Origin of the sequence: Massilia sp. Dwa41.01b, from assembly GCF_014171775.1 — a bacterium.
Lineage (GTDB): Bacteria > Pseudomonadota > Gammaproteobacteria > Burkholderiales > Burkholderiaceae_D > Telluria.
The window spans coordinates 43468-57470 of sequence record NZ_CP050454.1 but is presented as its reverse complement, the minus strand read 5'-3'; the positions used below and the strand labels follow the sequence as shown (position 1 = coordinate 57470).

Below are 14003 nucleotides of genomic sequence, written 5' to 3'. Positions count from 1 at the left end.
GCAAAGACGCGGCATCGCATGCGGATGCGCACACTATTCAAGGGGTGACGGGACATGACGAGCAAAGTACTCTGGGGCGAAGGCCTGCTGTTGCGGCCGCAGCACTTCCAGCGGCAAGACCAGTACCACGAACATTGCCTGCACAAGGGCATCAAGGCGGTGCACCCGTATGCCTGGGGGGTAGAGCGCCTGCAGGTCGACCGCGAAGCGCTGGCCAACAACGTGCTGGCCATCCACGACCTGGCGCTGCGCTTCCAGGATGGCGAACTCATTGACGCACCGCACGCGGACGCCCTGCCCGACAACGTCGACCTGAATGCCCTGCAGCAGTCGCAGCAAACCGTCACCTATTACGCCGCGCTGCCCGGCCTGAAACCGTTTACCGGCAACTTCGTTCCCAGCGGCCAGGCGGCGAACACCGCGCGCTTCGTCCAGGCCAACCAGGAGACGGCCGACCTGTACACCCAGGCGGCGCCGGTGCAGCTGGCCTACCTGAAAAAAGCGATGCGCCTGGTCTCGGAATACGAGCCGCGCGACGCCTTTGTCCACTTCCCGCTGCTGCGCCTGCGCCGCGCCGCCACCGGCGGCTTCGAGCTCGACCCGGGCTTCGTCGCGCCCAGCCTGTCGATCGGCGCCGCCCGCCGCTGTTCCAGCAGCTGCGGCGCCTGCTCGACGCCCTGCAGGCGAAAGTGGCCGCGCTGTACGGCCACCACCGCGAGCCCAGCCGCAACGTGATCGAATTCCGCTCGGGCGACATGTCCTCGTTCTGGCTGCTGCACACCGCGAGCAGCGCCTATGCCACGCTGAGCCACCATTTCCACCATCCGAGCCTGCATCCGGAACGCCTCTACGAGCAGTTGCTGGACGTGGCCGGCGGCCTGATGACCTTCTCGAAAAGCTGGACCCTGGCCGACCTGCCGCCTTATCAACACAGCGATCCGGGCCCGGCCTTTGCCAAGCTGCACACGATCATCCGCGAGCTGCTCGACACCGTGATCTCGTCCAAGTACTTCGCCATCGCCCTCAGTGAGGTACGCCCCTCGTACCACATTGGCGCGCTCGACTCGGGCAAGATCGACGACAAGACCACCTTCTATATTGCCGTCGGCGCCGACCTGCCGGCGGTGCAGCTGGTCGACCTGGTGCCCCTGCGCTTCAAGGTCGGCGCGCCCGACGACGTCGAGAAATTCGTCCTCTCGGCGCTGCCCGGGGTGCGCCTGCAATACACCCCGCAGCCGCCCGCCGCCCTGGCCGTGCGCCCCGACACCTGCTACTTCATGCTCGAAGCAAAGGGGCAAATGTACGAGCGCATGCTCAAGGCGCAGTCGATCTCGATCTACGTGCCCGCAGGGCTCAAGGAACTGAAACTGGAACTGATGGCGGTGGCCGGCTGAAGCCACCGGCAGCGTACGTCCCGCAAGCCCGGGCGGTCATTCCCCCGTTTCGACTGGAGGCAGCATGGCAGGACCCTTGATCGTACTCGGCGACAAAACCTCGCACGGCGGCGCCGTCATCGAAGCGTCACCCCACAGCGACAGCGGCGGCAAGCCGATTGCGCGCATGGGCGACAAGACGGTCTGCCCGAAACACGGACCGAACCCGATCATCAGCGGCGACAGCACCCTGATCATCGACGGCAAACCGGCCGCCCGCCACGGCGACAAGACCGCCTGCGGCGCCTCCTGATCGCCGGCCAGCAGGCCACGATCGACAACCTTTAATCCACACCGATGACTTCAACTACCCTCGGCGGCGGGCTCGCCCCGCCTGGCTCAAGCGCGCCCTCGTCGGTACTTGCCTGTTCACCGCCTGCTGGGGCGGCGCCATCTGGTACTGGCGCGGCGCCGAGCACACCCGACGGCGTCGACCTGGCGCTGATGCTGCTGGTCTTGCCACTGGGCCTGTGTTTCGGCGTCTGGACCGGCAGCCGCCTGCTGACCGCGCGCGCTCCCGCCAAGGGTGCCGCAACGCCGGCACCGGCCGCGCGCTGCCGCCGCGACGCCGGGCGGCGCTCCGCTTGCGATCCGGGCACGGCACTGCGCAGTCCGCACGGTGCCTCGGCCGAGAGCTCGCCGCCGCCATTGCCGACGGCAAGGCGCGGCCCGATCTCGATCCGGAACTGGTCGACGACGACGGTTTCCCGTCATGAGCGCACGCAGCAATGACGCCGTCGACGAAGCGCTGCAGGAAGAAATCGGCGAATGGTTGACGGAGCAGGGCATGGCGCAGCTGCGCTGGAGCGAGGCGCAATGGCGCGCCCTGACCCGGGCACGGCCGTCACGCGCGACCTCGCAAGCCAGGCTGTAACGGACCTGATGCCACTTGAAGGCGATCCGCCAGCGCTGCGGTTGCTGCCGCTGCTGCCGTCGGGCTGGACCGTCGAGCAGCGCAGCGCGGCCAGTCTCTGGCTGAAACACGTGGTGGTGCAATTCGGCTGGCCGGCCAAGCGTGTCACCGGATCGATGTCGACCCGACGCATGCGGCACCGGCGGCCGTGCTGGGGCAGCTGGCGCAGGATGCCGCGGCGCCGGATGTGAAACTGGCTGCGCTGGTCGTCGCTTTCGCCTCGCATATCGACCAGGACACGGTGGACGACTGGGCGGCGCGTGGCCTGCTGTTCGCCGCGGCGCGCCCGCAAGGCCTGGTGCCAGGCGAGGGCGCCGCCGGCTTGTTGCTGGCCGATGTTCGGCTGGCACACACGAGAGAGGGTACCGCTGGCGTAGTGCTGGAGCCAGGCGTCGATGCACGCCGTGACGCGTCGGCGGACCAGACCAAACGGATTGACAGCAAAGTTCTCGCGGACCTGGCAGAACGCGCGTGCAAGCAGGCGAATATCGAAGTAGGGCAATTGGCGATGGTCATCGCCGACACCGATGAACGCGCAAACCGCGTGCTCGAGCTGAAAGGGTTCGTTTCCGCCGCCATGTCCCAACTCGACGATGCGAGCGATGTCGCATGTATTGGTGCAGGCAGCGGCAGTTGCGGCGCTGTGCCCTATGTCGCTGCGCTGGCGCTGGCGCGGGAACAGGCAATCGTGCGGGGCGGGCCGGTGCTCTGCGTCAGCAACGATGATCCCTATGTTCGCTGCGTTGCGCTCGTCCGGCCGGCAGTGCTGGCTTCGTAAGACCTTATCCCTGCAGTGCACTTGCGCCCACGTTTCCCAATAATTTTCCGGTTCTCCAATCATGCATTCTTCCAGACTTAGCGCGCTCGTCGTTTTGGCCGGCCTGCACCTGTCGGCTTCGTGTTCCGACACCGCGTCTCTCGCCAGCACATCATCGTCGGATCCCAATGTCGAGGTCCGTGTCCAGGCCTTGCTCAAGAAAGTGAAGCAGTCGATGCGGCCGCTGAAAGGGGGCAGTTTCGAGATGGGGGACTGGGGCAATGAAGACGGCGTTCCTTACGATTTCGATGCCTATTCCCGGCCGCTCCACAAAGTGACACTGGATGGCTTTTCGATGATGGCTTATAAGGTCACGTTCGAGGACTTCGACGTGTTCACGGATGCAGTGGGCAAGGCGCGGATCGACATGCGTGAACGCGACCTCAAGGATCGCGCACCGAAGCGCCCGGCCGGCGTGAGCTGGTATGGGGCGAAGGCCTATTGTGCTTGGCTGGCAGAGCGATCCGGCCTTCCGTTCGATTTGCCAACGGAGGCGCAGTGGGAATATGCGGCGCGGTCAGGCGGGAGGAAGGTGTTGTTCGCTACCGATAGCGGCAAGATCGAGAGGGGAAAGAATTTTCCGAAAAAATGGATATACGGGGAAAAAAAGCCGCCAGTTTCTGATGTCGGTACGTATCCTCCGAACCCAGCTGGATTGTTTGGAATGTCTGAAGATACATCCGAGTGGGTAAACGATTGGTTCAGCGAGGATTACTATAAGACCTCGTCAGTAAAAAATCCAAGCGGCCCCATCACGGGAACCAAAAAAGTAATGCGTGGTAGCGTTGGCGGAACTGCAGAAATTGCCGCCATGGTTTTTATGCGAATAGGGAGCGATCCTCAGCCGATGATATCAACTTTTCCTAATGGGGTTACCTTTGAAGAAGTGATGATTCCTTTTCCAGAGTATTCTGGTTTCAATGTCGAGAATTTTCGGTGCGCACGCAATGAAACCACAATGAAGCGTTAAGTCACTCGATAACCCGGATGATGTAGCGGAAATTGCGCCAGCTGAAATTCAGGCTCATCATTGCGAAGAAATGCCCGTCCTACAAGCGGTGTAGAATGATCCAGTTGCGCGGTGCAGCGCTCGATACAATAGGCAAACTTCGTATCCTCAACAATAGATTTAATCAGATTAATTCCTTGACTGCGCTCGGACTTGTGCATTGCAACGTTGATACGTTCGAGCGTATTGTTTAAATGCCCTTTCGACTGTGTCGTCGAAAGTAATTCGTTTATTGAGAAAGCAGCCAGCTGTTTTAGATCGTGATTATTCCTAAATTGAGGTTGTTCTAAAGCCTCAGCAATACTGTTTATTACAGCACCTCGTGATTCAGGGGGCATGTAAGAGAACCAACCCCATCCCGATCTCAATTGCTCCTCAACTTTTCGCAAAAAAAGCTCTCCGTTTTGTTTTACATTTAAGATGACATCCTCATATTTTTCGTTAATTTTCGTTACACCCATACCAATGAAACTATCAATTTTCTTGTCAGCGACAACGTGCATATATAAAATTTGATTGAATGTACTGAATGCTACAGTCGTCATCAAATCTACCAATTTCCGATAATCCGCCTGTTTCAACTGATGTGCGATACACATAAAAAATTGTCCAATTTGCGCCGCGCCGACCTCACAGCCAACGCTCGCTGAGCCGCCCAAACCGAGACACGCTCCTGCCTTTGCCGCAATCACAAATCGCCCTCCCCGATAATCGCATTCGAAGCCGAGCGTTGCCGCCAGACCTTGAATAGCACTCACACTGGTGCTTACCTTGGCCACATCCGCGTACGCCGCGATCGCCTTGTTCGGGTCTGGCTTTTTAGGGCCGTTTGGACCGATCAAGCCTTCCGGATTGAGCCACTGCAGCGCCCCCGCTAAGTTGATCGATTCCTTAAGGCCAGCGAAAATATCCGCCTTGCCTTTGGCTCCAACGTTGGCGCTGGCGCGCATACGTTTGACGAAACCATTGCCACTGCCTTCACCGTTGCTGTTGCTGTTGCCGTTGCCGTTGCCGTTGCCGTTGCCGTTGCCGTTGCCGTTGCCGTTGCCGTTGCCGTTGCCGTTGCCGTTGCCGTTGCCGTTGCCGTTGCCGTTGCCGTTGCCGTTGCCGTTGCCGTTGCCGTTGCCGTTGCGGGGCGTACCGCGTATCCCTTGTAACTGTCCGGTGATCATCAATGCCGCGCCGGCTTCCAGGGCAATGCTGGCACCAGCGAGAGCAGACAGCGTCAGGTCGCCCCGCATCCGGAAGTAGCCGAAATCCAGTGCATGTCCAGTAAGCTCACCATCCAAATGCCACCCGGCCGCGTGAGGAAGATAAAGCGTCGCTTCGACTTTCGCTTCACCAACGGCAAAGGACGCCTCGGCATTGGCCTTGACGCTGAACTGGGCGGACCTGGCACCCCGAAGCAAACGTTTTTTCCAGTCCGTATCGCGTGCATCATTCAAGTTACCTTGGAACCCCATGAAGGTCGCCTCGGCACCCGCTCCCGCCGCCCAGCGCAGGAATTGCGCTTCCGCTTTGGTGTCGATCATTCGGTGGGGATCGTTCGGGTCGCTATCGGGTTTGCCGTGAAAAGGACGGAACATCCCCTCCAGGACTTCCTTCTGGCTTCGCTCGAGCCAGGCGGTAGCGTCCGCACCCATCACCTTCGCCCAATCGGTCAGGATCCCGCTGAATTGATCGGCATCCTTCGGCGCCAATTTCCACTTCTTGCTGTATTTCGCCTTGTCCTGCACCTGGTTCTGGATCCGGTTGCGGATTTCCGTTGTATTCAGCGTCGTGCCATTGAAAAGCTTTTGCTTTGGCGGCTTGGCTCGTTCCGCAGAGCCATCCACGACATACACGCGGCCGTCAGCCAGCGCTCCCCGCAATCTATTGACGTTGACATAAATCGGCGTATGCGTCCTTCCTTCCAGGCGTTTCATCGTCATGGGCACGAGCTCGACCAGTTTGCTCGGGTCGACTTTTTGACTGTCCAGGGCCTCCACGCGCTGCTTGGCTGCATCGCTCTTTTGCGACAGGGTGTTCAGTGCCGCATCGAGCTCTTTGCGCGCTCCCGCAATGTCGGCTCTGGCCGCATTCGGTTGTTCGAGTAATTCCCGCAACGCCAGCGATTTGGCCGTGACCTCGCGGTTGGCTTCCTGCAGCTCCTCGATGGCGGTCTTGTTCTGATGCCCATCGGCGCGGCATGCCAGCCACTCGTCCGGATACAGCGCAATAAACGAATTGTCGCCGGGGCGATAGACCAGGACGCCGTCTGTCAACGAATGCGCAACCTCGACATAAGTCTCTCTCGGCGTGGTCGTCGGTGCGGATTTAACGGCAGTGAATGCTTCGCTCATCTGGTTTTCTCCGGGGATATGATCGAAAATCGAAAACTAAGCGCTGGCCTTACTCATCCTTTGGCAGATGCAAGGTGAGTTCTTCACGTTTCGATGTAAATATGCGTTGTGTCCTGCCCTGCGCGTCAGTCACGCCTTCCACCATGACGCCGCTGGCCGACTCCAGCCGATGGCGCACGTGCGCCAGCGGCTGTTTCGTCTCCTCGTCCAGCACGACAAAGGCTTCGTTATAAATCTCCTTTGCCTTGGGCAAGCTGGGCTTGCTCACACTGCCATCGGCTGGGCCGGTCAATTCCTTCTTGCTTGCCTTGAACTCGACCTTGCCAGGCGCATGCAGCATGATGTTTCCTCCCTCGAGCTTCAGGCATGCCCCTTGTGCGGTCAGCAACAGGTGCTTGTTCGCTGCGACGGTGACATTCTTGTTGACACTGGCGACCGTGATCGTCTTGTCTGCAGTAAGACGGGTTTCGCCTGACTGGCTTTGACTGCTCAGCTTGCCGCTGGCAGCATGGAGCTTGATGCCGCGCTCCTGGTTGGGCTTCTCCTTGGCGCTTGCCTTGCCGTACGTGAAAAGACTGATGCCCGATTTGACCGCATGGCCACTGTTTGCCCCTGCTGCCAGGTTCAAGTCCTGGCCGGCGCTAAGGCTCGAGGTATGCGCGGCGGTAAAGATCGCATCGGCGGGCGTTGTCGCCACAATGCCTACTGGGCTCGACAGCTGAAGATGGGGCTCGCTGTAGGCCGCGACGCTGCCCTTTCCGCCAACTGAAGTCGCCCCAGTGTCGGCGCTTTTCAATACGTCGACGATGCCTTCCATCGCGCCCAAGGCAGGCAGTGGCGCCGATTTAGCCCCGGCGTCTCCTTTCTCGCCCGGCAGCACGGCATGATGTTGTTGAGCGGTGCGCGCCATTGCGGACTGCAGCGCCACGCTCTGTTCGACCTGGTCCAGAGCCTCGCGCGAGTCGAGTTGACTGCCACTGGCACCGGTGCGCTTATCTGTGGATAACAGCAAACCCCTGGCTGCGCGCAGTGCAGCGCTTCCGGTCGCATGCAGCTCGGCACCAAACCCGAGCGGATGCAGGCGCTGGTTGTCCACTTGGTGACGCAGGCTGCCTAAATTGAGTTCGGCAGTATCCGCTTGCGAAGCGGCCCGACTTTGCAGCGCAAGCCGCGACTGCGCGGCCGTGTCGTCGAATACCAATTGGTTATGGGCGCCGGTGCCGCTTTGGCTGGTGCTCATGCCTTGCGTCTTGATACCGGACAGCACCGCTGGATGCGCATGCGCACCGCTCTCGCCAGGAAACCAGGCTGGAGCGTTGCCGGTCGTGGATCCGGGGCCATGTGCGCTCCGGTTGTGCTGGGCATCAGTTTCCCCCGCGCCGTTGTAGAGACTACCGATGACGACGGGCCGATCAATATTCCCGTCCAGGAAATCAACCAGCACCTCGCTCCCCACCCGCGGTACAGCCACCGCACCCCAGTTCGCTCCCGCAATGGGTGCAAGTGGCATGGCCAGGCGCACCCAGGTACCGGAACGATCGTCGGCAGGGGCGCCGGTTTGTCCGACTGGAGCCGGGTGGTGTAGTCGGCTATGGCTTTGATCATCCCGGCCCGCGTTACGCTGCCAATGGAACTGCACCTTGATGCGGTTGTCGCGGTCGGTATGGACCGCGGCGCCTGCGGGACCGACGACGATCGCCGTCTGCTGGCCGGTGATCGTTGGCCGTGGGTGGAGCACCACCCCATGACCGTCATCGTTGCAGCTCCGGTATGGCACCTCGCTACGAATGGCATCGACGCGATTGCGATAAAGCGGGCGCTCGCTGATTGCGTTGGCAGGTGCGTGCAGGCTATCGCGTGGCTCCTCGCCGAAGGCCGGAGCGTGCTCGTGTCCCAATGCCTGCGTGACCGCACCCCGCAGCTCGGCACTCAGGTTGTTGTTCGCCAAGTGGAGTACGCGCACTGCCAGGAAGGTTCGCGCATCATCACTGTGTGCCTGATCCAGGTGCGCGTGTCCATGCAAGCTGAACGTCGTGCCGGGCGCAAGTGTGCGTACGGTGCCGGCACCTGTATGTGTCTCTTTTACCAGCTGTCGTGCCTGCAGCTGGTTGCTGACAATACGTTCCCCTTGCGCACGTGTCGGGTAGGCGTAGGCCCCGGGCGTGTCGCGATTGATCGGGCCTGACGTATGGGAACCGGCGCTCGCAGCCACCGGACGGTCGTTGACTGAGCGATAGTCCCAACTGCTCATGCTGGCGCTCTCCATGACCGAACGCGTTGCGATGCGCCAGCGGTCCATGCTGTCTTCCCGCATGACTGCGCCGGGTTGGGCAAAGCGAATGTCGGCTTGTGTATTCGGCTGGAAGGCCCCGTTGTGGTCTGCAATGACCAGCGTATGGCAGCCCGGATCCTCGTCATTGCCAGCAGGGCTGTGTTCCACATAGTAAAACAAGCCTTCCTCGTACATCAGCCGTTCGACGAAGGCGAAATCCGATTCCTGATATTGGCAGGTCAGGGACCGGACAGGGTAGACCTCCCGATTGGCAATGTCGTAACGCCACATGGGGACAAGCTTGCCCATGCCCTGCCACCTTCCGAAGACGGCGTCTAGGATGTCAAAAACCGTCTTGTCCTGAAACATCCTGCTGTCGCGCCCGAACTTGAGGAAAGCACACCAGGGCTCGATCCTTGCCGTATAGCGAGCAAAGCCACCATTGGCGCCGACACATTGGGCGGCGGTGATATAGCCGTGAAAAGGACGCCTGCCCATCCCTGGGCTTGCGGTTAAAAGTTCGAGCAGCGCCGGCTGGCCGATGAGCCACTTGAGCGGGATATCAGCGTCCGTGGAAAGAAGAGATACCTGAAACGTAAAACCGCTGCTCAGGCCTTCCTCACCGCGGAGGCACTCGACCAGCAATGTGTCCGGACCGAGAGGAGTACGAATACCCAGCAAACGGGTATCTTGCGTGAAGCGCGAAAATAGCTCGACCACTGATGCCTCCACTGAAGCGCGATGTGCCAGATCAAGAGAAGGAGACATCATGGTGTGCATCAACAACACCACATGATGAGTCCGGTCCTAAAGGCGCATTGTTACCTGTGGGTTGCAGGCAATCCTTGATCAACAGCAAGAGGGACACATCGTCCGACCTTTCCTACACGCGTTCAGCCACTGCGCCGATTGGAGCGCCCGCCGAAAGCGCTAGCATCAACCATCATGCATTCACGCTCAGGGAGAATCACGATGGCCGGGGATAAAACGCAAGATCAGGCAGGTGAACAAGGAAACAACGCGGGGTCGGCAAGCAACCCCGGGCGCAGTGCCGACAGCCTGTCCGGTACGCCTGAAACAGGCGCCGGGCAGAGCCAGCAAAGCGCCGCCGGCGGCAGCTCGGCCGGGCACTACACGGGCGGGACAGGCGCCGGTACAAGCCGTGAAAGCGGTTTCGTGCAGACTTCTGCCGAGAGCAATGTCGGGCCAAACCGGTGCGCCGCAGAGCAGCCGCGGCAGCGCGGGTGGCGCCATTCCCGGCGGCACGCAAGGCGCCGCGGCGCCGGGCACGTCAAGCGAGAACGGCATGGGCGCGGCGGCCGGTGGCGGGCGTCCCGGCACTTCGGACGACATGCCGAATGGCCCGATCGAGGGCGCACAGGGCGGCGTTGCGGGTGACGACAGCCTGGTGAAAAACTGGGCGATCCGGGCGCCGACATGCCCGACGGCAGCGACTCGCGCTGATCTCGACGGCTGCCCGGCTCCAGGCAGCCTGCAACCGCCGACGCGCCCGGCTACCTCGCTGCGCTCGCCGGCGGCATCTTGTCTCCAATAGCCCGATCGCGATCGTCACGCCGCCCAACCGAGCGGCCGCTATCCTCACGTTCTCCTCTGGCCAGCGCACGCTCGCGGCGACGCCGCATCCCGGCCGCTTTCGCACATGCGACGGAGCCCGTTGTCGACAAACGCCCCTCATCTCGTCAGTACAGACAAACAATGCTTGCATGTAACGTTTGTGTCATGCATTGTTGTAATAATTTGTACTTTATTTGATAACGAGAGAAAAAGGGGAGTCACATGCGTCGCGTTCGTTCATTGAAGTTGCTGCCACTAGTCCTGGCGCTTGGGTTGGCCATCACCGGCCATGCGTCGGAGGCCGATCACCGCGAGTTCGAAGCGACGCTGCATGCGCCCTACACGGCCCCCGCGGCCGCGCAGGAAGGCCGCACCTTCGCATTGAGCTTCAGCTACCCGTATGTCGAGCAGGCGCAGGACATCGTCTGGCGCCTCGAACTGATCGACCCGGCCGGGCGCGTGGTCGAGCGCTGGCAGGGTACGCAGCGCCTGAGCGGCAAGCCGGTCGAGGTCAAGGTGAACTGGGCCGGACGCGCGGCAAACCCGGCCCTGCGCGATGGCATCTACCGGGTGCGCATGGTGGCGCTGGCACGCGCAGCCGATGGACGCCGCGTCCAGCCGGTCGCCGAGGAAGTCGATTCCCTGCTCGAGGCCGAAGGCGGACACAGTGTCGAGCAAAGCTGGGACATCGTCGTCGGTCCACCGGACACGGTGCCGATGCCCCCGTTCGCGCCACTGCCTACGCCCGAGAAGGCGAAACCGGCGCGTCCCCGTCCCACCTCGTCCCCGGCCACCAGCAGTACCGGCACGATCAGCAGCGCCAGCATCGCCGGCGGCTCGGCGGGTACCGTCTCCCCGCCTCGGCCCCGGCCACCGGCTCGCTGCCCTACACGGTGTACTACGCCAACCTGCACAGCCAGACCAACCACAGCGATGGCGGCGGCGCCCTCGGCTCCTGCACCGGCGCGCAGGCGCCGCAATCGGCGGCCTACGGCCCGGCCGAGGCCTTTGCCTATGCGAAGAACAAGGGCCTGGACATCCTCATGACGTCCGAGCACAACCACATGTACGACGGCTCGGACGGCACCAACACGGCCGCCAGCCCGGCGACGGCCAAGGCCTTGTATCAGTCCGGCCTGAAAGCGGCCAGCGACTTCAACGCGGCGAACCCGGGTTTCCTGGGGGTCTATGGCCTCGAGTGGGGCGTGATCAACAATGGCGGCCACCTGAATATCCTCAACAGCACCGAATTGCTGGAATGGGAATACAACAGCAGCAACCAGCTGATCGGCGACACCTTCGTCGCCAAGAACGACTACGCCTCGCTCTACACGCTGATGAAGAACCGCGGCTACCTCGGCCAGTTCAACCACCCCGACACCAGCGGCCAGTTCCTCGTCAACGGCGTCCCGCTCGGCTATACGGCCGATGGCGACCAGGCGATGGTGCTGTGCGAAGTGCTCAACACGTCGGCGTTCTCCACCAATACCACCGAGACCGAAACCGGCCGCAGCAACTTCGAGGGCGCCTGCAAGAAGGCGCTCGAGGCGGGCTTCCACGTCGCCTTCTCGACCAACCAGGACAACCATTGCGCCAATTGGGGCGCGTCCTATACCAACCGCACGGGCGTTCTGATCCCGACCGGCACCGCCCTGAGTAGCGCCAGCTTCAACGACGCCCTGCGTGCACGCCGCGTGTTCGCCACCATGGACAAGACCTCGCAACTGATCCTGACCGCCAACGGCCACGTGATGGGCGAGCGCTTTACCAATAGCGGCCCATTGACCCTGAACGCCAACTTCGCCAGCACCTCCGGCAAGAGCGTGAGCTCGGTTGCCCTGTTCGAAGGCGTACCCGGCCGCAACGGCACCGTGACCCAGCTGTCCAGCAGCGCGAGCGCCACCATCACGCCAGGCGCGGGCGCGCATTTCTACTACGCGAAAGTCACGCAAAACGACGGCAACATCCTGTGGTCGGCGCCGATCTGGGTCACGCAGGGCACCTCCACCTCGGGCGATACCCTGGCGCCGACCGTCTCCGCCAGCGAAAGCGGCACGGGCGGGACGATTACCCTGTCGGCGAATGCCAGCGACAACGTCGGCGTCAGCAAGGTCGAGTTCCTGGTCGATAACGTCCTGAAAGGGAGCGACACCACGTCTCCATATTCGATGACCCTCAATTCGACCACGCTGAGTAATGGCAGCCACAGCCTGGTAGCGAAGGCCTATGACGCGGCCGGGAATATCGGCAGCTCCAGCGCGGTGGCCTTCAGCGTCAGCAACACGACGACCGGCACCCAGCTGCTGGCCAATCCGGGCTTCGAATCGGGTGCGGTATCGTGGAGCGGCGGCAGCGGCATCGTCAACAATTCCACCGCCACGCCGGCGCGCACCGGCAGCTGGAAAGCGAAGTTTGCTGGCACCGGTACCACCCGCACCGACAACCTGTACCAGCAGGTCGCGATTCCGTCGACGGCCACCAGTGCAACGCTGACCTTCTGGCTGCAGATCACCTCGGCGGAAACGACCACGACCACCGTCTACGACACGCTGAAACTGCAGGTGCGCAATAGCGGCGGCACCATCCTGGCGACGCCGGCCTCGTACTCGAACCTGAACAAGGGTACCGGCTATGTGCAGCGCAGCGTGAACCTGACGGCGTACAAGGGCCAGACGGTGCAGGTGTTCTTTGCCGGGGCGGAGGATTCGTCAGCGCAGACGACTTTCCTGGTCGATGATGTGGCCTTGACGGTGCAGTAAGCCGACTTCACCCACACCGCATGGAATACGGTCCGGACACCCCCTCCGGGCCGATTTGACTTGCCTCGTGCCCCGATTCAGGGGCACACTTGCGTCCGCAATCCGGGGCACACGCGTCGTCCCGCCCCCACCCATTTGCCGCAAGCCCTTGCCAGCGCGCGCCGTTTCCTGATCCTGTCGGAGAGCGCCCTGGCGTTCACCCGACAATAAAAGGCGCTCCATCCATGCACATCCTGTTTCTCTGCACCGGTAACTCCTGCCGTTCGATTCTCGCCGAAGCGACCTTCAATCACCTGGCACCGGCGCCATGGCGTGCGCTGAGCGCGGGCAGCAAACCGACCGGCCAGGTACACCCGCGGTCGCTGGCGCTGCTGCGGCGCGAGGGCATTTCCACGGAGGGCTACCACAGCAAATCCTGGGAAGACTTGCCGGCGACGCCGGACATCGTCATCACCGTCTGCGCCAGCGCCGCCGGCGAAACCTGCCCGGCCTACCTGGGACCGGTCATGCGCGCGCACTGGGGCGTCGACGACCCGGCGCATGCGACCGGGACCGACGAGGAAATCGATGCCGCCTTCATGCAGGCCTACCGCATCCTGCGCCTGCGCATCGAGGCCTTCCTCGCGCTGCCGCTGGACGAATTGCGCCAGGACCGGGCGCACCTGGCGGCCGAACTGACCCGCATCGGGCAACTGGCCTGAGCCGTGCTGCATACCGTAGTTGAAAACCTATCACTACCCCATCTTCTTGCTAGTTGACCGGCCTGCAATTTAGCCGGAAGCTCGACGTGGTCGGCGGTAAGCAAAAGCCGCTCGACGGACGGGATTCTCTGGAAACCAATAAAAACAGGCTGGCCCCGATGCGGGCCCAAGCCCGGACTTCA

Annotated in this window: 11 protein-coding genes and 1 pseudogene; 10 read left to right on the top strand and 2 right to left on the bottom strand. The window is 62.1% G+C overall.

Features of this window, described 5'->3' with window-relative positions; all coding sequences use genetic code 11:
- The first annotated feature begins 54 nt into the window (after positions 1-54).
- The 7 genes and pseudogenes from tssK (at position 55) to G4G28_RS00240 (ending at position 4133) form a co-directional block, all read left to right on the top strand.
- Positions 55-1394 (top strand): annotated as a pseudogene (gene tssK, locus G4G28_RS00270) (type VI secretion system baseplate subunit TssK).
- A 64-nt stretch (positions 1395-1458) separates the two neighbouring features.
- On the top strand, positions 1459-1686 hold the full coding sequence (locus G4G28_RS00265) for a PAAR domain-containing protein (RefSeq protein WP_182990395.1): 228 nt from the start codon (positions 1459-1461) through the stop codon (positions 1684-1686).
- Positions 1687-1730: 44 nt separating this feature from the next.
- Entirely contained in the window at positions 1731-2165 is a 435-nt protein-coding gene (locus G4G28_RS00260) for a hypothetical protein (RefSeq protein WP_183107925.1), read from the top strand.
- The gene (locus G4G28_RS00255; RefSeq protein WP_183107924.1) at positions 2146-2307 is read left to right on the top strand and encodes a hypothetical protein; all 162 of its coding nucleotides are present in this window, start codon (positions 2146-2148) and stop codon (positions 2305-2307) included. The genes G4G28_RS00260 and G4G28_RS00255 overlap by 20 nt, the downstream gene beginning before the upstream one ends.
- An 8-nt stretch (positions 2308-2315) precedes the next feature.
- Complete coding sequence (locus G4G28_RS00250) at positions 2316-2537, top strand: hypothetical protein (protein ID WP_183107923.1); 222 nt, start codon at positions 2316-2318, stop codon at positions 2535-2537.
- On the top strand, positions 2495-3124 hold the full coding sequence (locus G4G28_RS00245; protein ID WP_183107922.1) for a hypothetical protein: 630 nt from the start codon (positions 2495-2497) through the stop codon (positions 3122-3124). The genes G4G28_RS00250 and G4G28_RS00245 overlap by 43 nt, the downstream gene beginning before the upstream one ends.
- Before the next feature lie 61 nt (positions 3125-3185).
- A complete protein-coding gene (locus G4G28_RS00240) occupies positions 3186-4133 on the top strand; it encodes an SUMF1/EgtB/PvdO family nonheme iron enzyme (RefSeq protein ID WP_182990392.1) in 948 nt (315 codons plus the stop codon).
- Here G4G28_RS00240 and G4G28_RS00235 read toward each other — a convergent pair.
- Both G4G28_RS00235 and G4G28_RS00230 read right to left on the bottom strand, forming a co-directional pair.
- Positions 4130-6514 carry a hypothetical protein gene (locus tag G4G28_RS00235; RefSeq protein WP_182990391.1) on the bottom strand — a complete coding sequence of 795 codons (2385 nt, stop codon included), beginning with the start codon at positions 6512-6514 and terminating at the stop codon, positions 4130-4132. The two genes, G4G28_RS00240 and G4G28_RS00235, sit on opposite strands and share 4 nt — an antisense overlap.
- 49 nt (positions 6515-6563) lie before the next feature.
- Positions 6564-9506, bottom strand: a complete 2943-nt coding sequence (locus G4G28_RS00230) for a type VI secretion system tip protein TssI/VgrG (protein ID WP_308601537.1) — start codon at positions 9504-9506, stop codon at positions 6564-6566.
- Positions 9507-9984: 478 nt separating this feature from the next.
- On the opposite strand from G4G28_RS00230, the gene G4G28_RS00225 reads away from it, so the two are divergent.
- From G4G28_RS00225 to G4G28_RS00215, 3 genes are all read left to right on the top strand, one after another.
- On the top strand, positions 9985-10341 hold the full coding sequence (locus G4G28_RS00225) for a hypothetical protein (protein ID WP_183107921.1): 357 nt from the start codon (positions 9985-9987) through the stop codon (positions 10339-10341).
- Positions 10342-11254: 913 nt separating this feature from the next.
- Positions 11255-13120, top strand: coding sequence for a CehA/McbA family metallohydrolase (locus G4G28_RS00220; RefSeq protein WP_229507816.1), 1866 nt, complete (start codon positions 11255-11257; stop codon positions 13118-13120).
- A gap of 224 nt (positions 13121-13344) precedes the next feature.
- Positions 13345-13821, top strand: coding sequence for an arsenate reductase ArsC (locus tag G4G28_RS00215; protein WP_183107920.1), 477 nt, complete (start codon positions 13345-13347; stop codon positions 13819-13821).
- Positions 13822-14003: the final 182 nt, after the last annotated feature.

Bases quoted from the DNA above. Each gene is read 5' to 3' on its own strand.
- G4G28_RS00215 (WP_183107920.1), top strand. From the start codon at position 13,345: ATGCACATCCTGTTTCTCTGCACCGGTAACTCCTGCCGTTCGATTCTC.
- G4G28_RS00255 (WP_183107924.1), top strand. From the start codon at position 2,146: ATGAGCGCACGCAGCAATGACGCCGTCGACGAAGCGCTGCAGGAAGAA.
- G4G28_RS00225 (WP_183107921.1), top strand. From the start codon at position 9,985: ATGTCGGGCCAAACCGGTGCGCCGCAGAGCAGCCGCGGCAGCGCGGGT.
- G4G28_RS00235 (WP_182990391.1), bottom strand. From the start codon at position 6,514: ATGAGCGAAGCATTCACTGCCGTTAAATCCGCACCGACGACCACGCCG.
- G4G28_RS00260 (WP_183107925.1), top strand. From the start codon at position 1,731: ATGACTTCAACTACCCTCGGCGGCGGGCTCGCCCCGCCTGGCTCAAGC.
- G4G28_RS00265 (WP_182990395.1), top strand. From the start codon at position 1,459: ATGGCAGGACCCTTGATCGTACTCGGCGACAAAACCTCGCACGGCGGC.
- G4G28_RS00250 (WP_183107923.1), top strand. From the start codon at position 2,316: ATGCCACTTGAAGGCGATCCGCCAGCGCTGCGGTTGCTGCCGCTGCTG.
- G4G28_RS00240 (WP_182990392.1), top strand. From the start codon at position 3,186: ATGCATTCTTCCAGACTTAGCGCGCTCGTCGTTTTGGCCGGCCTGCAC.